Below are 21,208 nucleotides of genomic sequence, written 5' to 3'. Positions count from 1 at the left end.
CTAACCACTTCTTTCCATCCTTTTTCTTTGGAGCAGGATTATTGCAAATACCGGTGCACCAATTAAAGCAGTGATGACACCAATGGGTAATTCTATAGGAGATATGATTGTTCTTGAAATTAGGTCAGCTAAGATTAAAAAACCGCTTCCAGTTATGATCGATAAAGGAAGGAGATGCCGGTGATCGGGACCCCATAATAATCTTGATAAATGAGGAATCACTAACCCGACAAAACCAATGGTGCCTGACACCGCAACCGCCGCTCCTGTTAAAATAGAGCCAGCTGTTAATATAATTAGCTTTCTTTTTTGAACATTGACCCCTAAATGCTGTGCCCGCTCTTCCCCAAACGACATGGCGTTTAGTTCTTTTGCATTAAAAACCAGCAGGCTTGAGCCAATGATAAAAAATGGCAAAATGATCTTTATGTACTCCCATCCTCTCATCGATACGCTTCCTAATAGCCAGCCAATAATTTGCCGGAGCTCATCCCCGGTCAGCGCAATCATCAGCGAAATTATTGCCCCTAAGAACGAGCTAAAAATTATCCCTGTTAAAATAATCGTTTCTACTCTCATGGAGCGCTCTATTTTACTGGCGAAAGCGAGGACTAAAAAGATGGTTAAAAAGGAAAATAGAATACTTAGCAATGGTAATGTGAAGGATCCAATAAAAGGGATTGATAGATGAAAAAACAGTGTCAACACCGCTCCAACAGATGCCCCGGAGGATACACCAAGTGTATAAGGATCTGCCAACGGGTTTCTTAACAGTCCTTGAAAGGCTGCCCCTGCAATTGCAAGAGAAGCCCCGACAAGACCTGATAAAATCACTCTAGGTAAGCGAATATTTAGAACAATACTTGAAAACATGGGGTCAATTGTCTCCAATGAAATTACCCCAAAAACTTTCGCACTGATTATTTTAATAATCGTTAACATTGGAACCGAAACTGTTCCTATTGAAATACCTAATAATATAGCTAGGAATAGGAAAATTCCAGCTATTATATAGGCTGTATACTTGTTATTTAAAAATTTCAGGATAGACAGCCTTTGCAAGATCTTCTACTCCTTCAACGATCCTAGGGCCTGACCGAGTTACTCGATCAGAATCTACATCGACTACTTTCTTATTTTTTACAGCGTTGACTGTTTCCCAGCCCTTTCTGCTTAAAACTTGTTCTGCCGGATTTTTCACATAGTACCCGTATGTTGTAACGATAACATCAGGATTCCGTTTAATCATCGCCTCTTGATCAATTTTAATCCAGCCTTCTTGATCATTTGCAATGTTTTCAGCATTAATCGAACTTAGCATTTGATCCATAAAGGTATTCTTTCCAGGTGTATAAATTTCTGGAGCCGGTGAAACCTCAACTAATACCTTTTTCTTTTCTTTTATTTCCCCAGCCTTTGCTTTAATTTCGGCCAATTTATCCTTCATCCCTGTAATCATTTCATCGGCTTTCGCTGTTTCACCGGTAGCTTTCCCAATCATATCAATGGAATCATAAACTTGGTCAAAATTTTGCGCATCATTAACAACCAAAACGGTAATTCCGGCATCTTTAAGCTGCTGAAGCCCTGCTTCAGAATTATGAGCGGACGATGCATGTGCTAGCACTAAATCTGGTTTTAAGGAAATGATTTTTTCTAAGTTTATTTCCTGTCCGCCGATTTTTTCTTTTTTCGTCGCTGCTTCCGGATAATTATCGAAATCAGACACGCCCACCACTTCTTTGTCAAGTCCTAATGAAAATGCAATTTCTGTATTACTTGGAATTAGTGAAACGATCTTTTCAGGTTTCTTTTCGATAATAACTTTAGTTTTGGTAGCATCTGTAAGTGTAACAGGATATGTTATTTCCGCTGTTTTCTTCTCTACGCTGGATTTATTCTCTTCCTTAACTTGGTCTTTCTTTTCAGCACAACCTGCTAAAACTCCTACTGTTAATAATACTACTAACAGCAATGAATACAACTTCTTCATTTTTCTCCCTGCTTCCTATGTAATAAAAGTATGTGACAAAAAATAAATCCATTCTTGTGCCAAACAAAATAGCTTGGATAACAACAAAAAACATCTCCACAATGTAAATGGAGATGTTGGTATGAGTAGATTCAGGTTACTAGCAACAAGTAAAAAGAGTCTAGACTTCAACACCGTCCTATCCTCGTAGGTCATTGGCGCACAAGAATTAGGCAGGTTTCCTGACTCATGATCGTCGCTTCCTATGCCTTCCCATCGTAGTCGACAGTGACACAATATAGGTTGCTCTCATTTACAGTGGCGGGACCGCGTTGGCTTATACCAAACTTCCCTTTTAAGCAGAAAATCTTTCGAAAAGATTTTAGCACCTAATTTTAAAAATATTTTTTGTTAAACTCATTATAGAAAAGTTGACATGAATTGTACATGTTTTTTTGCAATAATTCTATAATTCAATACTCCTGCATAAATTTGCCATTTCAATCGCAGCAGATGCTGCGTCCCAGCCTTTATTACCTGCTTTAGTTCCTGCACGCTCAATCGCTTGTTCAATGGAATCCGTGGTTAACACTCCAAAAATAACCGGAATACCACTACTTAAATTGATTGCAGAAACACCTTTTGCCACTTCATTACAAACAAAGTCAAAATGTGGAGTAGAGCCGCGAATGACTGTGCCAAGCGTGATAACTGCATCATATTTTTTACTATTAGCCATTTTTTGGGCGATTAATGAAATCTCAAATGCACCTGGTACCCAGGCAACATCCACGTCTGTTTCGCTGACGCCATGTCTTTTGAGAGCATCCTGTGCACCGCCTAATAATTTACTTGTAATGAATTCATTAAAACGTCCAACCACGATTCCAACTTTTAATCCTGAGCCAACTAAATTTCCTTCAAAAATATTACCCATGAGTATTCCTCCTAAATTTGATTTTAAACTTCCCGCTTAACTAAGTTTTCCTTGTTGTTTCGGTATTCTACTAAGTCTTTTATCGTAATCATTTTAACGTTTAGCTTATCAGCAATTTTGCGCAGTTGGGGGACACGGGCCATCGTTCCGTCGTCATTCATGATTTCACAAATGACACCAGCAGGTTTGGCACCGCATAAAATTGCAAGGTCTACAGCTGCTTCTGTATGCCCCGTTCTGCTCAGGACTCCGCCTTTTTTAGCAATTAGCGGAAACATATGCCCTGGTCTTAAAAAATCAGATGCTTTTGATTCCGGGTCGACCATACTCAACACCGTTGCTGAACGTTCAAATGCAGAAATGCCAGTGGTAGAAAATTTATGGTCAATGCTTACGGTAAAAGCTGTTCGATTAGGATCCGTGTTCTTGGAAACCATTGGATGTAAGTCGAGCTTTTGAGCTAATGCCTCGTCAATGGGAACACAGATTAGACCTCTTCCGTGAGTGGCCATAAGATTTATAACCTCCGGCGTTGCTTTTTCAGCAAGAGAAATAAAGTCCCCTTCATTTTCCCTGTTCTCATCATCGCAGGCAATAACAACCTTTCCTACTTTTAAATCAGCAAGAGCTTCGTCAATCGTATTAAACACGCCACTTCTCTCCTTTCAAAATTACAAACCAATTAAAACTAGACTTTTCCAACCATCATTTAATTAAAGCCATTGTCAGCTAAAAATTGTGCAGTTATCCCTGTCTTACGCTTTTCCGCTGTATCACTTGAAAGGTTTTTGATAAAATGACCAACGTATTTACCAATCATATCGCATTCTAGATTAACGATATCCCCTGACCCTTTTAATCCCAAAATCGTTTCCGATAATGTGTGAGGGATGATCGATAATGTAAAACTATTTTCTGTTACCGCAAAAACAGTCAAACTTGTCCCATCTACCGTGATAGATCCTCTTAAGATGACATATTTTAATATGTTCTGCTTCGCTTCAATCTCATAGTAAACCGCATTTTCGAAAGACTGTTTACTTTTAATTATGCCAGTTCCATCGATATGTCCAGAGACGAAATGACCGCCAAACCTTCCACCTGCTGCCATCGCCCGCTCAAGATTTACTTTGGAACCCCGCTTAACCATATTTAAACTTGAAGCTTTGACCGTTTCGGGCATAACATCTACCGTGAATAGCTTTCCCGTAAAGGATGTCACCGTTAGACAAACTCCGTTGACCGCAATACTATCGCCAAGGTGAACATCATTTAGTATTTTCTTTGCTTCAATGGCTAACACAAACGACTCACCTGTCCGCTGGATGTTCGCGACTACTCCAATTTCTTCAATAATTCCAGTAAACATAATTTCCTTCTCCTTACTTTGGTTCCACTTAAATTCTTACGCTAAAATGAAAAAGACCCTGAAGACAATAAGTCCTCAGGGTCCTGTAAAAGACAATAGAAAATAAAGGGTTAAAAATAGGTACACTACACCCTACCCTTAAACCTGTCTTTTCCTTCTCCCATCCAGACTTTAACTGTCGGCTCTGGAGTTTCACCAGATCCACCGTTTAACAATAATATGTTAACCGGGTCACGGACTAAGAAGCAACGCTTCATCACCGCCGGTTAGGAATTTCACCTGACCCCGAAGGCGACCGTATCTTAACCGATGCGGTCGTTTAAATATGAAATTAATTTTATCTTACTTCAAGATAATGATTCTTGCAAATAAAAATGCTCACAAGTGGGTGCCTAGAAAAGATTTAGTGTGACGCAATGCAGCATCTCTCCCTTCTTACCAGGAAAGGCTCTTAGTCTAAGCGACTAGGAGCCAGTTTTTATTTCATATTTAATTTCAGTTACTAATAAAACATCATCTTCATTTCTGCAACACGGACATGAAGGCTGGATTTCAATCGATAAACCAAGTCATTACAGCAAAAAAAACAGTGATAAATGATTAGGCTTTGCATTGTTCTGCCTCCTTTTGCTTACGCTTGATTCTATCTTCGACCTTGCCTGGCAATTTCGTTATAAAGCGCGAATACCCATCGCGACACTTGACGTAATTCATTGCGTGGTATGGTTTCATATTAGCCAAGTCTTCGGCCGTAAACGGATAAAGCTGGGCTTTTAGTTCTTTGTAATTATCTTCGTCACAGCCCGCGATTAGCATATACGACGTGTTGGCTGAGCGCAGTTCTTTGCGCAAATGCTTCAGTTGATTAATATAGTGGCAACTTATAATCGGCTTGCAGATAAACTTTGCGATTTGTGACAGCTTTTTTTCGATAAACTTTTCGGTGTTCTCTACTTGGTAAATTTCGTCGATAACTAAGTTAACTTTACGTTGTTTTTTATAGTCACGAATCTTATCGGCGCGAATCTGTAGAGCTAACCATATTTTCGTAATCCAATAAGTCGTAGCAATATCCCGTTCCCCTTCAGTCGGAAACTTTGACTCAGGCATCCGTATGCAAATCACCTGATTTTTCTGCATTTCTTCGACGAGGTTGATGTTCGTGTCCATATCGCGCTTCAGCATTAGCTCCATTTGAGTATTGCGCTTCAATATGGAAAGCCTGTCGATGATGCCGACGATTAAGTTTAGCTTCGTTCCGACCACCACGTCGTCCTTAATTTCGTCAAGCTCTTCTAATGAAGTCATGTATTCTTCCATAAATTCAAATTGTGCTTTCGGAACCTGACTGAGATAATCATGGCGACTATTATGGTTTTGTAATACGCGAAACACATCGCGAATGCTACCGGTATTGATAAAGACAACGAGTGCTGCTGCTTCGAGATACCGTTCCATCTTCGGCGATAAACGACTTTCGTCTACGTTTATCGCATTGATAAGCGCCAGCAGATTCGCCGTTTGGCGTTTGGCATTTTCGTATTGAGCAAACGTATTGCTCGTATAACCGACCTCGTTATATCCGAGTCCTTGCAATTGCGCCGGATCGCTGTTGTCGATGTTGAGTACTTTTTCCTTCGGAAACAAGGCCGATATCTCATCGCTCAATTCGCAGTTCTTAATGAAATCGAAGATAATCACACACTCGCCGTTTTCTATCGAATCTATACTGAGGTTTCCGATTAGATTCGATTTTCCTGCACGAGTTGGTCCGATTAGTAACGTTAATAGATTACGATAATGTTCGTAGTTGCTAAGATATGCTTTTTGCTTGGCGCCTCGAAACGTGCTTTCACCGACACACATAACGCCACTCCGCAAGTCCTCCGGCACTTCCGTTTCCTGTGTTTCCACCTTTTCGATAAAGTTATAGCGTTCTAGGATGTCCCGCCCAGCCAACGCAATAAAGTTTTGCGCCTCCTCATCTCCAACTTTGTTTAGTTCAGATCCTGCTATGGAATAGTCCGTAAACTTAAACGATTTTCGTAATGGTTTAGCCACTAAACGATTATCCTCAGTTATAGTTTCAAACGATTGTGCCAAACTCCTGGCATTATTACGTTCGCTTAATTTATCCTTGCTTTCGCTCATGACAACAATTTGAGCATTTAAAACGGTGGCTGTAGCTTTTTTGCTTGTGGCATCACTTATCTTTTTCCCACCATTCAAACGTTCGATAAGGGCCTCAAATACGTTCTCGTCACTAACTTTTTTCTTGCTTCCTGACAGCACTTCTCCCAGGTCATCGAATAGACCGGAAACAATACCAATCAGCATTTTTAAAATATAAGCAGTACCCACTTTATTTCTTTCTGTTGGAAGGTTTCGTTTTACTTTTTTTATTGTCGACTCATAGGAGCTGCGCCAACTAAATTGCGTGGTGGGGATAAAGTTATAAAACACCCCGACCTTATCCCCTTCATTCATGACATCGACTACATTTAATTTTGAACGAAGCAGATCATCGTTTCTTCGATCAGTTGCAAGACTTAACGCATTTTCTTTGGAATAAACGAGCTGGTACTTGGTGGCTGACTCTGAAAAGTTAGGTAGACCTTTAACCTCCTTGACAGTTATATTCGTCCATGAATCACTTATTTTTTCTTTAATAAGTGATAGGTGACGTTTTGGTATGATGAAATAAAACTCCACTTTCTTTTTCTCGATATACACGTAATAACTCACTTTAGAATTCATTTCGTACGAATATTTTGTACCGAATAGGAATTCTTTATTTAGAAACTTAATGACCTTGGCATCTTCTTTTTTAATATTTTGGGTAATATTTCGGTAAATAGAAGCGATGGATTTGGCGATTTTGTGAGTGGATTGATTGCGGATTGAATTGTTTGGAGTTAGGCGCAGATAGACATAGGACGGTTTGACGACGTTGATATAATCGGAAAGTTTAATTCGTTTCATGTTAGCGTACCTCCTTGTAACTTAGGTACATCCACCTGTGAAGGTTATCTAGCGTTAAATATACGACAATTAATTTACCGTTGTGCATTCCGCTCAGTCTTCGAATTTTCACGTTAAGCCCCTCCGAATAGATACTTTAGTAATATATTCGCCGTGATAAGCACTCCCGTCCAGCGCCCTCCGTCTTTCCACCCCGCGACCTTGAGAATTATCATTACGGCCGATCCGATGAGCGTTCCAGCGAGCAATAGATCTTTGAGAGCATCAAATATGCCAAATAATATTTCTGTTGTCACATCGGCAACATGGTCACGGATGGACTCTGTGCTACCCCACAATAACCGAGTAAGTGGACCTTGCGTGTCATGATTATTAAATAGCTTTGTTAAAAGTCCAGGAGAAACATGATTACCACTAACGCTGGCTAGTTGGTCAGCGACAGGAGTCGGATCTAATGCGTGACCGCTTGCATCTTTTAAACCAAAGTGAAGATGTGGCCCAGTGGAATTCCCTGTATTGCCACTTAAACCGATGATTTCCCCAGCGTTAACATGTTCCCCCACCCTTGCTTTCACGTTGCTTAAATGCCCATAAATCGCCCTGGTACCGTCCGGCATTTTAACGGATAGTCCTTTTCCTATTAACCCATTGTCATCAAATACTTTATCAACCACCCCCTCAGATACCGACCTCAATGTGGTTCCTTCGGGCATAGCTAAATCAATGCCCGAGTGTGGCTGGAAACCGCGTACGGGTGACAACTCTCCGAATTTTCCTGTTAGTCGGAATTTCATTTACTCCCATCCTCCCGATGATGACGTAGGAACCGTATTTAAGTGGTCAAATATTCCTCCTATCTTATCCATTCCATACGGTAATGCCAATAAAAACAGATAGGTTAATAAGTAACCGAAAAAAGACTTTTTTGCGGAATCGAAATCTCCATTACCGACTGATTTTATTGTATCGATCCCGCCTTTAAAAACAATGATCCACTTTCCAACGCCAATCACTTCTTTATAAAGTTTATTTGCTTCAACATCGATGCTCCCAGCTGCGAATACATCGCCCCCCATCCCAGTTAAAAGAATCAAGGTTACTCCAGCAACTTTATAAACCAATCCATACTTTTTAAAATGACGTTCAACTTTTATAGAAATAGGCTCTTTTTCTCTATTTAAAAACTGACTTATGGACATAGCCTGTGTTTTCATTGGTTAACCTCCGTCAAACTTTATTTTGGTTCCTAACCCGGTGTACTTGCATTATTCCGTAATCTGGAGCATAAGCTGACGTAAGAGCGCGTCGGCTACCTAGCCATAGTCTGCACTATAATTTAATCCCGTTTAATTGCGTCATACTCAGGTTACTAACCACCTGGGATGGCGCTTTTTTTATGCTTCTTACCTTTGTCCCCTCCTCCATATCCCTTTGAATCAATCTCTTCACATAAGCTGAAAAATTCGGGTATTGCTCCGCATAATCTTTCATCTGTTTTTGAAACGGGTCTACCAAATTAAAACTCACTGACTTATTCCTAATTTCCTTTGCCATACTGGATACCTCCTAACTAAATATGCGCTAGATAGTAACTGAATAAGACCTCTTAACTGGTTACTATCTAGCTCTTTACTAAATCATATGTGCGTTTGCCTAGATATTGCATGTACCTAAACATTTTTGATAACTTTTTTTATCATTTTTTTTAACAGGAGTTAGCGAATATGTGTTGAATTGGTAATAACAAGAAGGTGATAATAATTGTTTACTAACAGGATTGAATATTTGGCCAAGCTTAAAGGGGTTAAACATAATTACTTAGCAAAAGAATGTGGAGTTTCGATACAAACTTTTTCTCGCTGGGCAAACAATAAAACTCAGCCTGATTTAGAAAAAGCGTTTATATTGGCGAAAATATTACATTGTAAAATGGATGATTTAGTCGAAGTTATTGAGAACGAGTGAAACTTGCTGCTTTATTAAACGTAAGAGTAAATGGGTTTTATAAATTAAAGGGGGAAGTCAGTTATGAAAGAACGGATTGAAAAAATACTTAATATTGTCGGTTGGGTATTCATGGTCTCAGGGATACTTTTGGGGTTAATAACTTATGGAGGAATTGATAAGGAGCCTTATGAAAACGCTAAAGAGGCATATGAAAGTATTCCAGATAATGAGCTTGCACAAGCAGCTTACCAAACTGCGCTAAATATTTACAATGTCCAATTTACTTATGCTATGTCGATATTGTTTGGTGGAATTGTAATTGGATTGTTATTCATCGGATTTGCCAGGATTATTGAATTGCTAAAGGAGAAAAATGAGAGGGATTATAAAACCGCGCAATTAGTAAGCAGAATTGATACACATTTAACCGAACTGAAAGATATTAATCATTCCTGATAACTAAGGGAAGTGAAGAAAATGAACGTAGTGATTGAGATACATTACAAAGCTGATAGTAGAGCCTTGCAAGTTGGTACATTTCCTCTTAAAGGACGTAAACCTGAATATATCGCTCTTGAGTTTTGGAGGCAAATTAAGAAGCAAATGTCTCACCGAGCAGAATTAGAAAAAATTATTAGCGATGGGGATCGAGACATCACGCAGCTAGTGATTGACCTGGAAAAACATGAGTGGAATAAATCGATGAATGATAATTTGCCTTTTTAAAGCAGAAAAAGCCCCTCTCCAGTGAGAAGGGCTTTAAAACTTTAATAACCTTTCGATTTTAGGACAGCTTGTAATTTCTTACGAGTATTTTGTCCGTAAACACCATCCACTTCATATGGCAAGTAAACCTTTTGAAATCGTGTAACAGCATCTTCGGTCCCAGGACCGTAAATCCCATCCACATTGCCACAATCGAAATAAACAGCGATTAATGCTCTTTGTAGCTGTTTAACCCATTCACCTTTAATTCCTCGCTTTAGGGTGTCATTTGGAACCGGAAATCTGTAGAGTTCTTGTGGTTTCATAGGTTCTTCTGGTTTAGGAGTAAATGCATTTTTTGCTTTGCCTAATTTAATCTTTTGCCCCACTTTAAGTTTCGTCGGATCCACAACAGGATTTGATGCAATCAGATCCTCCACTGTCACCCCTTGAGCTCCATCCCGTCCAGCAATGCTCCAAAAAGTGTCACCCTCTTGAATAGTGTACATTCCAGGCAGCGGATCCGGAGTCGGATTTACCTTAGCTGGGGTAGCGCCTTTGTAGGCGATCGCCGCATGATAATCATACATACAACATTCTTTCCAGCTGTAACCAGGCATTTCTCTGTGTGACTTATCCTCTTTTCCAATACCATCCTTAACAAGTGCAGCATGAAGTTCAGAGATAGATTTTAGTGTAGTTTCATCCAACTTGTCTGACCTGTAGTCCCCAGCCACACAGATTCCCAATGAAAATTTGTTGCTGTTTCCTACATGATAGGAGCTGACTCCAGGATCATGAGCCCACACGATTCTGGCTCGGTTCTTTCCATCTGCACCTCTGACCAAATTCTTTGGCTCAATGATAAAATGATATCCTACTCCCGGCCAGCCCAGGCTTTCATGATAATTAGCAAAAGCCTCAGCCGTTGAACCAGATAGCTCTTTTTTTGTCAGGGAGTGATGCCACACCCGGACAGTTTTGGTAGACACCCCGTAATTTTTGTATTCTCCAATTTCTTTGAGCCCTTCTCTCATGTCCACTAACTGAGGTAATTTTTCAAAAGCATACACCATTATTTACCCTCTCCTTTATGAGCATTTTTAGCATCCACATGGGCTTGTCCAAGGACGTACGCAGCAACTAAAGAAACTAGCGAAAGTACAGTGTTATTATCCAGTTTTAAATTGAAATAATCGTTTGCTACAACAGTAATTACACCCGCAATTGTGACCAGAAATTTTCTAGAGCTAAGCTTCTTTTTCAATTCATCCTACTCCCCTTTACCTTCCATTTTGTCGATTCGTTTATGGAGCGACTTGTTCGATTCTTCCACTCTTGTTACTCGCTCGCTTAATGCTCCAATTTGACGCTCGTTGGCTTTTAAATCGATGCGGATATCATCGACCCCTTTGCCGATATAATCAAGTTGCGCTTGGATTTTAGCATCTTGCCTTGATTCTGATTTTGTTTCTTTTTGTTTGTTAAGTTGAAATCCTTGATAAGTGATAATTAAACTAAGAGCTCCTATTACAACTACCCACTGAATATCCAAGCGACCACCCCGTTCTCAAAATAAAAAGAGCCCTGGGAAGGACTCTTTACATAACATGATATCTTTTAAATGCTTGCTGTTTACGTTCTTCTGAAACTTGACTATAAATAAGCGTAGTTCCTGGATTGCTGTGTCCCATCAGATGTTGCAAGTCTGCAAGCTCGATTCCTGCATCCATACTTAAGTTTGCAAAAGTATGGCGCATAACGTGAGGTGTTAATTTTCTCTGTATTTTGGATGCTTTTTCGATTGCATCTATTTCCCTTTGTATCGCTCGGTTTCCCAAGCGGCAATAAGGTTTTTTGCTCGTGACAAACATTGCTTCACTGTCATCATTTCTGCTGTTTAAATATTTCTTCAACTGTCTATAGGCCTTAATGGAAAGATATACAACCCTTTCCTTATTACCTTTTCCGATGACCTTCATGTTCATATCCTGAATATTAATATCATTTTTACTCATGTTTGAGACTTCCGATAATCGGCAACCAGTTGAATACATTACCTCAATTAGGGCTCGTTGCCGTAAAGTTTCGCATGAATCACGTATCGTTTCTAATTCCTCGATACTAAGACCTTTGGGTAAGCGTTTCGGCTTTTTAGGCAATTTGACCTTCGCTGTTGGATCACGTAGAAGTATTTCCTCTTTTACCATCCACCCGAAAAAACTTTTAAGGACGGATAACTTTTGTCCAATCGTACTCATCATCGCCTCATTAAAAGATGCTAAGAAACTCCGGATATCGGCAGTAGTGACCAGGACCGTTGCTTTGTGACAGAAACGACTAAACACATATAGCTCACTTTTGTAGCCGGCGAGCGTTTTTGAACTTAGGCCTTCCAACTTCTTAGAAGATATATAGAGTTCGATTTTCTCTGGGATGTCCATTGCCAGCTTCTGATCTGACTTTCTACTAATCTCATAATTACATAATACCTCCTCCAATCGGATAGAAAGTTTATTAATTTCGACATCGGGGACAATGGTACTTATTACTGTATTTAAGTCATTCATGAGGCGGGCTGTGTCGTTTGACATCTCTCTTCCTCCTTTTTTAATACGTTTAACGTATTGATTAATTTAAATATATTGTAATACACTAAACGTATCAATAACTAAAACGTATCAAAATTAAAATAAGGAGGAAAGTCCTATGAGAGTTGTCATCAAATTAGATAAATTGCTTAATGATCGTAACATGTCTCAGCATGAGCTATCCCGGTTAACAGGGATAAGGCAGCCATCAATAAACGAAATGTGTCGGAATCAGACAAGAAGAATACCAGCTGATAACCTGGCAAAGATCTGTGAGGTATTAAACTGCGAAATATCTGATTTGTTAGAGCTAGTAAAAGAAAATCCCGACTGTTAATCAGCCGGGATTTTTACTAATAGAGTAGCTTGTTTTTGTGTTTATCAAACTCAAGTCTAGCTTGGTAGTATACCTCTACTAGGTTGCTAATTTGAGTTTTTACTTGCTCAACATCACCATTACTGTTGGAAATTACACTTTCTACATTTGAGTGAAGAAAGTCTTTTAAGAAATTATTCACTCTTTCTCTGTAGATAAGTTTAAAATATTGTATTGATCCATAGGGTTCTTGTTCTTGTTCTTGAACGAAAATTAATTCTCCAGACGTATCTACTTCATCTCCAAAAACCATCTTAAAATCTTCTGCCAAAAAAATCGCCCCCTCTTCTCATATTTGGATACGTATAAAATTATGATGAGGGATTCTTTATTATTACGTCACTTAGTAAAAATAACCTCGAACCCATAAAAAAAAGAAGACTGAATATCAGCCCTCTCTCTTACTCAATTCTTACTTATCTCTTACGACGCTATTTCGTCCAAGTGTTCATTCAAAAGAATAAATAGCAATTGTTTTAGATAAAAACATTTTTAAACTTCGATTAATTTATTAACTTTACTATAATTTAAATTATTTCCTAACACATGAATTTTTTCAGAATTATACGTTGATTTAGTTACATTCCTAGTATCATAAATTAATTGAGCGTTGTCTGTTATCCATTCATAATCAACATTTGAATGATCAGTTGAGATAACAACAAGATCACATTCGTTTACTATTTCTTTTGTTAATTCTACAGAATTAACAACAATCCCTTGATTATTAATCTCCTTTATATATGGGTCAAAGTAAATAACATTTGTCCCTATTCTCTCTAATTCACTAAAAAGTTTAATGGCAGGAGATTCTCTGTAGTCATTTACATCTTTTTTATACGCTACACCTAATAACATGACCTTCGAATTTATCAATCCTTTGTTTCTTTTTTCCAACAAAGTAATTATTTCATTAAGCATAAAGCCAATCATATCCTTATTAACCTCATTTGCAAGTTTGATAAACTGACTATTGAAGCCAATCTTATTGGCTTTCCATAATAAATATATAGGATCTACCGGTATACAATGTCCTCCTACTCCTGGACCAGGGTAAAAAGGCATAAAACCGAAAGGCTTCGTATCAGCTGCCTCTATTACTTCCCAAATATTTATCCCAATATGAGAAGACATTTGTGCAAATTCATTTACCATTCCGATATTTACAGCTCGAAATGTATTTTCAAATAATTTTACCATTTCAGCAGTTTCTAAGGAGTTTACAGGCACGACCATATTAACAATTTCTTTATAAAACATTGCACCGATTTCTAAACACCTTTCGGTCGCTCCACCTATAACTTTAGGAGTATTTTTTATATTAAATAATTCATTTCCGGGATCCACACGCTCTGGAGAGTAGCATAAATAATAATCACATCCTACAGAGAAACCTCTGTTTTTTTCAATTTCTCTTTTAATAAGTTCTTCTGTAGCACCGGGATAAACAGTACTTTCTAAAATAATTAGAGTATTCTCTTTTAAGAATTTTAAAATTTGCTTTACTGAAGAGCTGATAAATGAAACATCAGGCTCCATATTTTCTTTCAATGGTGTAGGAACGCAAATTATAATTACATCAGCTTCATTTATTTCATAATAATTTTCTGTAAAAGTAATACTTCCATTGTCAGCCAATTCCTTAATACGTTTATTATTTATCCCCTTGATGTATGAAACACCATTTTTTAGGTTTGTTACTTTCTCGCTAGATTTATCTAGCCCTTTTACTTGGTATCCTGACTCTGCAGTTAAAAGCATTAAAGGCAGACCTACATATCCTAATCCAATAACAACTACTTTGGCATCTTGGTTTTGTATCTTCTTTTCTAGTATCAACAATGTCAGCCCCTAAATTTACTTTACTTCAAATTGGAATTTAAATTAGGAAGGCTTTAAGTAGGTGATATTTTTCTGCATATCTAACACCCGCTTCTAATCCCCTTTTTTCTGCCCATTGCCTTACTTTTTCAGGAGAAATTAAGTGTTCTGAATTTCTAATTTGTGATTCATGTTTATATAATGCTTCAATTTTTTTATCAATTGTTTCACTAATATCAAGGTACAACTCACCTACATTATTTATCTTTGGATATTGCCATACGATTAGTGGATATTCAAACATTGCAATCATTTTGTAATTACGGCCAGGTACTGGTCTTAAACCAGCCATACAAGCATTAAACAAAAGTTGATGATCTTGGTGAAAACTAGGGTATGGAATAAGTACAATTGTTGGTTTGTATTCCATGAGTATTTTGTCAATTTTCATAACTACATCCCGTTGAGGAACCATGTCTAATGGATTAGTCTCGCCCTCATACAATACTTCAAAATCGTAACAACCCAAAACCTCTAAGGCATTTTTTAATTCCTCTTTACGATGTTCTACTGTTACAACGTTTCCGCTATGCCAGAAGAATGAGTCACTTATAGAACCAATTATTACTTTTGTACTATTGCCTAAACGACATGCTTTTTCAATTAACCCAGCACACCCTAATACTTCATCATCAGAGTGTGGTGCAAAGATCAATATTCTTTCTTTTCCTGATTCCAACATTCTTACACATCTACCTTTCTTGTAAATCAAGGTTGTTTTTTTATTCAATTAAAGAATATCATCTTTTCACACTATTTTCTTCTAAATAAATTTGGTACTAAGAGCTAACACTTGGTTCACAAGCCTAAATCTTAACTTCAAAATAAAAAGCCCTCATGGAGGACTTAACTCAAAAGTTGAATAATCATTTTTAACCATCCTAAGAAAGAAATCCATAACGGTATACTCAAACTCGTCCCAAACAAAAGACCTTTTAAGAAATTACCTTCTTCATAATATACCATAATGAACAACTCCCTTATTGGTTTGTTCGATTAATTATAAATGAAAACGCTTTCTTTGTATATACTTTGTTCATTAAGGTTGTGTCACAGTTTTCTACTGTTGGGATGCAATCAAAATGGCGGATAAAACTCCCAATTAGCTCTTTGGTAAGAATCAGAAGTATCGTTTAACCTACTTGATACTCTTCTGTCAATTTTCTGTCTAATATACGGAATAGCAGTTTCAAATTTCCCCTTAATACCATCTAATGCAATGATAGTTACTAAGTTAAATACTGTACTTCCTATTGAATGATAAATATCTGTACCATGCAGAGATGAATTTCTCCATTTATATATCGTGTTTAAAGCATTATTAACATTCCATGTTTTTTCAATAATTTGAAACATTTCCGTTAATTGTATGTGTAAATCTAAATTAGATATTTTTGCATGTAGCAAATATAATAAAACTTTTAGACTACTTACTCGAACAGGATCATTAACTCTAAATACTTCTTTGGGGTGAATGTGCTTTGGTACTGTAAAATTTTTCAATACTTTCCCAGACGAATCTACATATTCTTTACAACTTTTTTTCAATACCCCTTCTAATAACGGAAACGACAACTGTGAAAAAATTAGGGAACTATGTCTAGCTAGATCTATCGTATTGAAATCAACACTTTTATTAAATGATTTCGCTTCCTCAAAGTTAATTTTGTATGATGCTTTTCCTGTTAAAGATGCTCGTACACAGGCAGAAAAAAGTTGTTGTAATCCCATTTCATTTTCCGAAAAATATTCAAATTCGCTGAAAATCAGCTCAGCTACCCACGCTCTAAAATAAGAGTGGTCTAATGATTCTGCTCTTATACTTGTTAACTCTTTGCAAGCTGTTTGTGTATCCTCGAAGTCAAATTCATGAAATTGAATACCAGTAGTTAATAGCCTATATTTTTCACCTTCTAATGTATAAGACACACTTCCATCTTCATACTTAACTGAATTTCTCCATTTTTCACATAAATCCTTAATTTTAATTGATGTTTCTGACATAGGGACCACCTTTTTATATTGATATTTATTAATTCTTTTATTCAATATAAAAACCCTTCTAAGTGAATATTAAAGCCTTTCATCAAAATCTCTAATGCCTCCACCATTCACCGTATCATATTGACATAGTTTAACGTGAACCGTTTCGCCAGTAGGCACATACACGTCTGAGTCATTACCGAATGATATACATCCTTCATACCATAACTCACAACTTTCTACACCTTGCGCTCCTTGTGTTCCCATTCCTTGACTCCAAGTAGCATCAGTTGCTTTACTATCAAAAGTTACAATGCCTAAGTTTACACTTTTGACTCCTTGCACATCTATTTGATTACCACCCACATTATGATAATAAGTGCAGTTAATTCTTATTCCGTAACTTTTCGCATGTGCCGTAGAACCGTTATGGGTATTAGCTGTGTTTATTGTATTGTCACCGTTCGCAAAGGCTTTACAGTTAACTTCAATAAAATCAGGTATATTACTATTGCCAATGGTTGTAGAATAGTTAAAACCGTCTTTAACAGAGTAAGCGCAAATTGAACCTTGATGATAAGAGCGTTTTGCATTCTGTGTAAGAACACAATCTAATGCGGTTGAATAATAAAATTTACAGTTTTTAGTGTATAGTTCATGATTATTAAAGTTTGCATCGCCTAAGAGATGAACAACTTTATCACCGCCCACTAAAATTAAATTCTCAAGATAAATTTTAGCACTTTGGGTTGAAACATTGGAAGCATTCGCATTTTGAACCATCGCTCTTCCTGTGGTGAGTAAAGGAAGTATCTTATTATTAGGAACTTTATTTCCACCGCTGTTAACATAGGTTTTAACATTATCCGTATACCATGAATATTTATTCGCTTCGACTTCTGCAATTGAGGCAACTTTCTTGTATTCCACAGGAATATCCATATTGTTAAAGTCAACTACTCTTTCCACAGCACTTCTTGTTACTTCATATGTTTTTGTATAACCAGAAGTAAGTACCCATGTAGGAGTATCGCCTTTAAATGCAACAATCTTATTTTCAGCAATAATATTCACATTCTTCGAAATAACTCCATCATTTGCCCATCCAGCACGACTAATCATTGTTCCTTCTGGGTCAATACAGATAATTGTGTCTCCATTAACAGCAAGCACCATTGCTTTTTCAAGCGATTGGCAAGGGGTGTTCCTTGTCAAACCATCGTTGGAAGAAAGTCCCGTTGTCGTACTCATGTAGATAGTTTTACCACCTGTATTTTTGAAGTTTGCAACATCAAAATTCGTTGTAAATCCTCCTTGGTTGTCAGTAAAAACAATCGGCAATTCATCATATCTCAATGAAAAGGGAGTACCATCCGATCTAAGAGGATAAGCATATCTATTTAATGCAGAAATAGTATTATTTTTTCTGATTTTAGAGAACTGTCTTTTTCTTTCAATTGTAACATCTGTCTGTTTCGCTTTTTGGGCCAATTGTGTCGCCTGGGTTTCGATATCTGCCCTTGCTTGAGCGTCAATTCCGGTCCCATTAGTCCGTAAATCCTCTAAGAGTGCTTCGTTGTCCGCAATAGCTTGGGTAATCGATTGAAACTCGTTTGTGCTTTCGATGGTATCATCAGAAAGGATTCCTTTTTTTGCTATATAGCTAAAGCTACTTGTGACCGCTACGGTATCAGACGCATAATACACCATCACTTCCGCTTCGTGGGTTCCAGCTACATTATAAGCTTGGGTGCCTAAAACGACCTCACAGCTTCCAGCCAGTGGATCCACAATTGTACAATCCTCTAAGACGGTCTTTTGATCAGGTTTTTTAACTGCTAATCGGACGGTCGCACCGGTTAGATCCAGCGGCTCTTTGTCCTGATTAATTAAAATACTTATCTTTAACGTTTTTAAATCATTCGTGTTCACATTAAACGATGGATTGGGTATGGTATCCATCGTATCAAGCAATACGTTATACTGTTTAACCATGGTATCACCTGTCTTTCCTATTTAAGTGCATAAAAAAAGAGCCTATTTTTGTCATAGGTTCTTTATGGAGTTTCTAAGGCTGCTATCCGTGCCTCTAAAGCGGCGAGTTTTGTATCGGTCTCTTCTGTCGAATATGCCCCGCTTGTTGGCACCCAAGTATTGAGGATAAAGTCAAACTTTTTCAACACATTTACGGCTGGGTTGGATGTGTCCAGCCACATGCCATTTACATATAACTCATTTTCCCAGGTCGCCATTTACTCACCTCCGATTAAATCTTCTCTCCCCTTGGAAATTAAATAAGCGTCGATACCTTCTTTGAGGTCCGGACGCTTAGATATGACATATTCATAAGTGTAAATTCCATCGATAATTCTCTGCCCCATATATGCAGCCATTTACAACATCCCTCCTAATATGAGGTCATCAATAGCTTGCTGTACGAGTGCTAATTGTTGTTCAACAGTAGGTTTATTCCTGCGATCTTCTTTTTCTTGAATAAGCTGTTGTTGAAATATTTCATCTTTCTTCAGATCCCCGTTTTCATAGATGAATATAATCGGATTTATGAGCGCTTCATGGTCATCTGGTACAATGAACTCGATATCCTCATCGCTCCCTCTGGTGCTTGAACTATGAACCAGGCGGTTGTTTTCAGTCAACGGGCTATAAAACTTCTGCATTCACTTCACTCCTCTTAAAATTCTACTATTTCACGTAATACCACATCGTTCGAGCCATAACTTGCACTACTTCCATTTCCTCCGACACTATTGTCATCATGACCCACAATTTTGTCGTCATAAATATAAAGACGCTTATTCACGTAGGAAGAAGTGGTAGCACTTAACGAAGTAGGAATTTCGAACATTTCCGATTTTCCATTTGCAGATACGCCTCTTTGCTTAAAGACTGGTGATTCATAAAAATCATAGTCATTACTCCCGACACCCGGATCATAGTCAGACCATCGAAGTATCCAACCATTTTTACACTCTGATAATTTTTTTGTAGGAGTAATAGTGGAAGCTGCTGGAGGATACCCGGCCCCCGTCCATAATACCGTTTGAGCGTTCTCTATTAATTTTGTAATCTTCTCATCAATGGCTAATAAATTGTTGTTATAATCCGTCCAAGTCGTTATCTTTTCGTCTGTTGCCGCCCACTGTTTTAGCAATAAATTAGGTGTTGGTTCACCCATTTTTTACACCTCACTTTCCCACGTTTGCGATAAGTCCTCATCAATCCATCTAAATTTGATTACATCTGGAGGAGTAGGGCCCTTAAATATTTTTTCTCCCACTTCATCCCATGTTGCTTCCTTATAAAGTAGTTTTGACTGCAAGGCCCGCATATCTTTGGTAATATTACTTTTTGCGTTTTTAAAGTTTCCTAATGTACATTTATCGCGGCTCGGGTCGCTGAAACAAGTTTCTAAATATCTAACACGAGCGTCAAGATACAAAGCGGGCGAAAAAGTTTCGTCAATCGCATACAAAGTATCTCCAAGACGTGTTTTTTCGTGTTCCGCACCCGTTAATCTCTCCAAAAGTGCAACATCGAGTTCATATGTGATTTTAGGAGTTTTTCGCCTTTGCAATTCTGCCCAAGTTTTATCTAGAAGTAACTTCGGATCAGTCGTGTCATATTGATAAACCCCAAATAGATGCTTTCCTTTGATTCCATATCGTTGTTGTGCGACAGGGTCACCAACCCAATCCTGACCTGCTGGCTTATAGTAAGGTGTGCTCTTAGATATAGCTTTAAATGTAGTGATAAGTCCTTTTGCGTCTGCCTTTCCTACACCAATCAATGCGGTGACTAGATTGGGATTGGTCATATCGACTTTCTTTCTTATCGACGTGATGTCTTTGTTATACGTAAAGCGCTTTTTAGTATCCGTCCCTCTTTTGGTAATCAGGTCCACATACCGAGCGACAATCTCCCCGTTTTGCATCTTGACTCGGAAGCTCAACTCGCCTGATAATCGATCGGATATATATTGAAGCGCGGACACTACGTTTTGGTAATCCTCGAAATAAAAGTTTTCGACACCGAAATAATCAACTTCGCCTTTAATCCACCGGGTATCCTGCAGCACGATATCAAGGATTTGAGACGCGTTTTTTGACATATGCGTGGCTGGTCGAAAGATATCGTTTAATAGCTCTAATCCCGCATTTTCAGCGTAAATATACTTATCACTGCTGCCTGAATGAGTTTCCTCGATTCGCATAACGGTAAACATGACTAAATTATCGTCCAAGTTCTTGCGGACAATAAAACCGCCTTCTTCTATTTCGTTGGATTTAGGGTGATTTGATGGAATCCAAAATTCATAAGAAGAGGCTCCAGTATCCAGATCTTCTTTTAGCAAATCATCGTAATAAGGGCAAGAGTCAGGACTACCGTTATTTGTAAAAATGGCTTGGACTTTCTCATGACGGTCCATATAAAAGATCAAATGCTT

Annotated in this window: 26 protein-coding genes, 1 pseudogene and 2 riboswitches; of the genes and pseudogenes, 4 read left to right on the top strand and 23 right to left on the bottom strand. The window is 38.0% G+C overall.

Annotated features, from left to right (window positions below; all coding sequences use genetic code 11):
• The 9 genes and pseudogenes from CCK98_RS12685 to CCK98_RS12645 form a co-directional block, all read right to left on the bottom strand.
• Entirely contained in the window at positions 1–1,062 is a 1,062-nt protein-coding gene (locus CCK98_RS12685; protein ID WP_088086921.1) for an iron ABC transporter permease, read from the bottom strand.
• A complete protein-coding gene (locus tag CCK98_RS12680) occupies positions 1,028–1,993 on the bottom strand; it encodes an ABC transporter substrate-binding protein (RefSeq protein WP_088086920.1) in 966 nt (321 codons plus the stop codon). The genes CCK98_RS12685 and CCK98_RS12680 overlap by 35 nt, the downstream gene beginning before the upstream one ends.
• A 193-nt stretch (positions 1,994–2,186) precedes the next feature.
• A riboswitch (cobalamin riboswitch) is annotated at positions 2,187–2,380 on the bottom strand.
• A gap of 58 nt (positions 2,381–2,438) precedes the next feature.
• Positions 2,439–2,909: a 6,7-dimethyl-8-ribityllumazine synthase gene (gene ribE, locus CCK98_RS12675; RefSeq protein WP_088086919.1), complete on the bottom strand. Its 471-nt coding sequence runs from the start codon at positions 2,907–2,909 to the stop codon at positions 2,439–2,441.
• Between the two features lie 26 nt (positions 2,910–2,935).
• A pseudogene (gene ribB, locus CCK98_RS12670) lies at positions 2,936–3,559 on the bottom strand (3,4-dihydroxy-2-butanone-4-phosphate synthase); the annotation flags it as partial.
• A gap of 59 nt (positions 3,560–3,618) precedes the next feature.
• Entirely contained in the window at positions 3,619–4,278 is a 660-nt protein-coding gene (gene ribE, locus CCK98_RS12665; protein WP_088086917.1) for a riboflavin synthase, read from the bottom strand.
• Between the two features lie 148 nt (positions 4,279–4,426).
• Positions 4,427–4,575, bottom strand: a riboswitch (FMN riboswitch).
• 303 nt (positions 4,576–4,878) lie between these two features.
• Positions 4,879–7,260, bottom strand: a complete 2,382-nt coding sequence (locus CCK98_RS12660; RefSeq protein WP_088086916.1) for a hypothetical protein — start codon at positions 7,258–7,260, stop codon at positions 4,879–4,881.
• A gap of 113 nt (positions 7,261–7,373) precedes the next feature.
• Positions 7,374–8,054, bottom strand: coding sequence for a M23 family metallopeptidase (locus tag CCK98_RS12655; protein ID WP_088086915.1), 681 nt, complete (start codon positions 8,052–8,054; stop codon positions 7,374–7,376).
• Entirely contained in the window at positions 8,055–8,474 is a 420-nt protein-coding gene (locus CCK98_RS12650; RefSeq protein ID WP_088086914.1) for a hypothetical protein, read from the bottom strand.
• A 115-nt stretch (positions 8,475–8,589) separates the two neighbouring features.
• Positions 8,590–8,814: a hypothetical protein gene (locus CCK98_RS12645; protein WP_088086913.1), complete on the bottom strand. Its 225-nt coding sequence runs from the start codon at positions 8,812–8,814 to the stop codon at positions 8,590–8,592.
• A 231-nt stretch (positions 8,815–9,045) separates the two neighbouring features.
• Between CCK98_RS12645 and CCK98_RS12640 the strand changes: the two genes are divergently transcribed.
• The 3 genes from CCK98_RS12640 to CCK98_RS12630 all read left to right on the top strand — a co-directional run bounded on the left by CCK98_RS12640 (position 9,046) and on the right by CCK98_RS12630 (position 9,933).
• A complete protein-coding gene (locus CCK98_RS12640; RefSeq protein WP_256942330.1) occupies positions 9,046–9,225 on the top strand; it encodes a helix-turn-helix transcriptional regulator in 180 nt (59 codons plus the stop codon).
• 63 nt (positions 9,226–9,288) lie between these two features.
• Positions 9,289–9,663, top strand: a complete 375-nt coding sequence (locus CCK98_RS12635) for a hypothetical protein (RefSeq protein WP_088086911.1) — start codon at positions 9,289–9,291, stop codon at positions 9,661–9,663.
• A 21-nt stretch (positions 9,664–9,684) separates the two neighbouring features.
• Positions 9,685–9,933, top strand: coding sequence for a hypothetical protein (locus CCK98_RS12630; RefSeq protein ID WP_088086910.1), 249 nt, complete (start codon positions 9,685–9,687; stop codon positions 9,931–9,933).
• A gap of 41 nt (positions 9,934–9,974) precedes the next feature.
• Here CCK98_RS12630 and CCK98_RS12625 read toward each other — a convergent pair whose 3' ends face one another.
• From CCK98_RS12625 to CCK98_RS12610, 4 genes are read right to left on the bottom strand one after another with little or no spacing between them, the layout of a single operon-like run.
• Positions 9,975–10,988: a peptidoglycan-binding protein gene (locus CCK98_RS12625; protein ID WP_088086909.1), complete on the bottom strand. Its 1,014-nt coding sequence runs from the start codon at positions 10,986–10,988 to the stop codon at positions 9,975–9,977.
• Positions 10,988–11,179 carry a hypothetical protein gene (locus CCK98_RS12620; protein WP_088086908.1) on the bottom strand — a complete coding sequence of 64 codons (192 nt, stop codon included), beginning with the start codon at positions 11,177–11,179 and terminating at the stop codon, positions 10,988–10,990. The genes CCK98_RS12625 and CCK98_RS12620 overlap by 1 nt, the downstream gene beginning before the upstream one ends.
• Positions 11,180–11,185: 6 nt before the next feature.
• Positions 11,186–11,467: a hypothetical protein gene (locus CCK98_RS12615; protein ID WP_088086907.1), complete on the bottom strand. Its 282-nt coding sequence runs from the start codon at positions 11,465–11,467 to the stop codon at positions 11,186–11,188.
• 46 nt (positions 11,468–11,513) lie between these two features.
• Positions 11,514–12,506, bottom strand: coding sequence for a tyrosine-type recombinase/integrase (locus tag CCK98_RS12610; RefSeq protein WP_088086906.1), 993 nt, complete (start codon positions 12,504–12,506; stop codon positions 11,514–11,516).
• Between the two features lie 115 nt (positions 12,507–12,621).
• On the opposite strand from CCK98_RS12610, the gene CCK98_RS12605 reads away from it, so the two are divergent.
• Positions 12,622–12,840: a helix-turn-helix transcriptional regulator gene (locus CCK98_RS12605; protein WP_088086905.1), complete on the top strand. Its 219-nt coding sequence runs from the start codon at positions 12,622–12,624 to the stop codon at positions 12,838–12,840.
• Positions 12,841–12,856: 16 nt separating this feature from the next.
• On the opposite strand, the gene CCK98_RS12600 is transcribed toward CCK98_RS12605, so the two are convergent.
• From CCK98_RS12600 to CCK98_RS12560, 10 genes are all read right to left on the bottom strand, one after another.
• Positions 12,857–13,150, bottom strand: coding sequence for a hypothetical protein (locus tag CCK98_RS12600; protein ID WP_088086904.1), 294 nt, complete (start codon positions 13,148–13,150; stop codon positions 12,857–12,859).
• 221 nt (positions 13,151–13,371) lie between these two features.
• Positions 13,372–14,718, bottom strand: coding sequence for a nucleotide sugar dehydrogenase (locus tag CCK98_RS12595; RefSeq protein ID WP_218780155.1), 1,347 nt, complete (start codon positions 14,716–14,718; stop codon positions 13,372–13,374).
• A gap of 40 nt (positions 14,719–14,758) precedes the next feature.
• Entirely contained in the window at positions 14,759–15,442 is a 684-nt protein-coding gene (locus CCK98_RS12590; RefSeq protein ID WP_088086902.1) for a PIG-L deacetylase family protein, read from the bottom strand.
• Between the two features lie 395 nt (positions 15,443–15,837).
• Positions 15,838–16,764: a hypothetical protein gene (locus CCK98_RS12585; RefSeq protein WP_088086901.1), complete on the bottom strand. Its 927-nt coding sequence runs from the start codon at positions 16,762–16,764 to the stop codon at positions 15,838–15,840.
• Between the two features lie 69 nt (positions 16,765–16,833).
• The gene (locus CCK98_RS12580) at positions 16,834–18,738 is read right to left on the bottom strand and encodes a BppU family phage baseplate upper protein (RefSeq protein WP_088086900.1); all 1,905 of its coding nucleotides are present in this window, start codon (positions 18,736–18,738) and stop codon (positions 16,834–16,836) included.
• 62 nt (positions 18,739–18,800) lie between these two features.
• Positions 18,801–18,995 carry a hypothetical protein gene (locus tag CCK98_RS12575; protein WP_088086899.1) on the bottom strand — a complete coding sequence of 65 codons (195 nt, stop codon included), beginning with the start codon at positions 18,993–18,995 and terminating at the stop codon, positions 18,801–18,803.
• On the bottom strand, positions 18,996–19,136 hold the full coding sequence (locus CCK98_RS35300; protein WP_179195786.1) for a hypothetical protein: 141 nt from the start codon (positions 19,134–19,136) through the stop codon (positions 18,996–18,998).
• A complete protein-coding gene (locus CCK98_RS12570) occupies positions 19,137–19,421 on the bottom strand; it encodes a hypothetical protein (RefSeq protein WP_088086898.1) in 285 nt (94 codons plus the stop codon).
• A 14-nt stretch (positions 19,422–19,435) separates the two neighbouring features.
• A complete protein-coding gene (locus CCK98_RS12565; protein WP_088086897.1) occupies positions 19,436–19,939 on the bottom strand; it encodes a hypothetical protein in 504 nt (167 codons plus the stop codon).
• A 3-nt stretch (positions 19,940–19,942) separates the two neighbouring features.
• Positions 19,943–21,202 (bottom strand): phage tail spike protein, encoded by a 1,260-nt coding sequence (locus CCK98_RS12560; RefSeq protein ID WP_088086896.1) that lies wholly within the window; start codon positions 21,200–21,202, stop codon positions 19,943–19,945.
• Positions 21,203–21,208: the final 6 nt, after the last annotated feature.

The sequence above is a fragment of the Bacillus sp. OV166 genome, assembly GCF_900177675.1.
Classification (GTDB): domain Bacteria; phylum Bacillota; class Bacilli; order Bacillales; family Cytobacillaceae; genus Neobacillus.
This window is presented reverse-complemented; position numbering and strand designations above follow the sequence as displayed.

What these genes read in the sequence shown, in the direction of transcription:
- CCK98_RS12660 (WP_088086916.1), bottom strand. Translation starts at nt 7,260, where the DNA reads ATGAAACGAATTAAACTTTCCGATTATATCAACGTCGTCAAACCGTCC.
- CCK98_RS12650 (WP_088086914.1), bottom strand. Translation starts at nt 8,474, where the DNA reads ATGAAAACACAGGCTATGTCCATAAGTCAGTTTTTAAATAGAGAAAAA.
- CCK98_RS12570 (WP_088086898.1), bottom strand. Translation starts at nt 19,421, where the DNA reads ATGCAGAAGTTTTATAGCCCGTTGACTGAAAACAACCGCCTGGTTCAT.
- CCK98_RS12635 (WP_088086911.1), top strand. Translation starts at nt 9,289, where the DNA reads ATGAAAGAACGGATTGAAAAAATACTTAATATTGTCGGTTGGGTATTC.
- CCK98_RS12575 (WP_088086899.1), bottom strand. Translation starts at nt 18,995, where the DNA reads ATGGCGACCTGGGAAAATGAGTTATATGTAAATGGCATGTGGCTGGAC.
- ribE (WP_088086917.1), bottom strand. Translation starts at nt 4,278, where the DNA reads ATGTTTACTGGAATTATTGAAGAAATTGGAGTAGTCGCGAACATCCAG.
- CCK98_RS12605 (WP_088086905.1), top strand. Translation starts at nt 12,622, where the DNA reads ATGAGAGTTGTCATCAAATTAGATAAATTGCTTAATGATCGTAACATG.
- CCK98_RS12585 (WP_088086901.1), bottom strand. Translation starts at nt 16,764, where the DNA reads ATGTCAGAAACATCAATTAAAATTAAGGATTTATGTGAAAAATGGAGA.
- ribE (WP_088086919.1), bottom strand. Translation starts at nt 2,909, where the DNA reads ATGGGTAATATTTTTGAAGGAAATTTAGTTGGCTCAGGATTAAAAGTT.
- CCK98_RS12580 (WP_088086900.1), bottom strand. Translation starts at nt 18,738, where the DNA reads ATGGTTAAACAGTATAACGTATTGCTTGATACGATGGATACCATACCC.
- CCK98_RS12625 (WP_088086909.1), bottom strand. Translation starts at nt 10,988, where the DNA reads ATGGTGTATGCTTTTGAAAAATTACCTCAGTTAGTGGACATGAGAGAA.
- CCK98_RS12645 (WP_088086913.1), bottom strand. Translation starts at nt 8,814, where the DNA reads ATGGCAAAGGAAATTAGGAATAAGTCAGTGAGTTTTAATTTGGTAGAC.
- CCK98_RS12610 (WP_088086906.1), bottom strand. Translation starts at nt 12,506, where the DNA reads ATGTCAAACGACACAGCCCGCCTCATGAATGACTTAAATACAGTAATA.
- CCK98_RS12590 (WP_088086902.1), bottom strand. Translation starts at nt 15,442, where the DNA reads ATGTTGGAATCAGGAAAAGAAAGAATATTGATCTTTGCACCACACTCT.
- CCK98_RS12565 (WP_088086897.1), bottom strand. Translation starts at nt 19,939, where the DNA reads ATGGGTGAACCAACACCTAATTTATTGCTAAAACAGTGGGCGGCAACA.
- CCK98_RS35300 (WP_179195786.1), bottom strand. Translation starts at nt 19,136, where the DNA reads ATGGCTGCATATATGGGGCAGAGAATTATCGATGGAATTTACACTTAT.
- CCK98_RS12680 (WP_088086920.1), bottom strand. Translation starts at nt 1,993, where the DNA reads ATGAAGAAGTTGTATTCATTGCTGTTAGTAGTATTATTAACAGTAGGA.
- CCK98_RS12630 (WP_088086910.1), top strand. Translation starts at nt 9,685, where the DNA reads ATGAACGTAGTGATTGAGATACATTACAAAGCTGATAGTAGAGCCTTG.
- CCK98_RS12655 (WP_088086915.1), bottom strand. Translation starts at nt 8,054, where the DNA reads ATGAAATTCCGACTAACAGGAAAATTCGGAGAGTTGTCACCCGTACGC.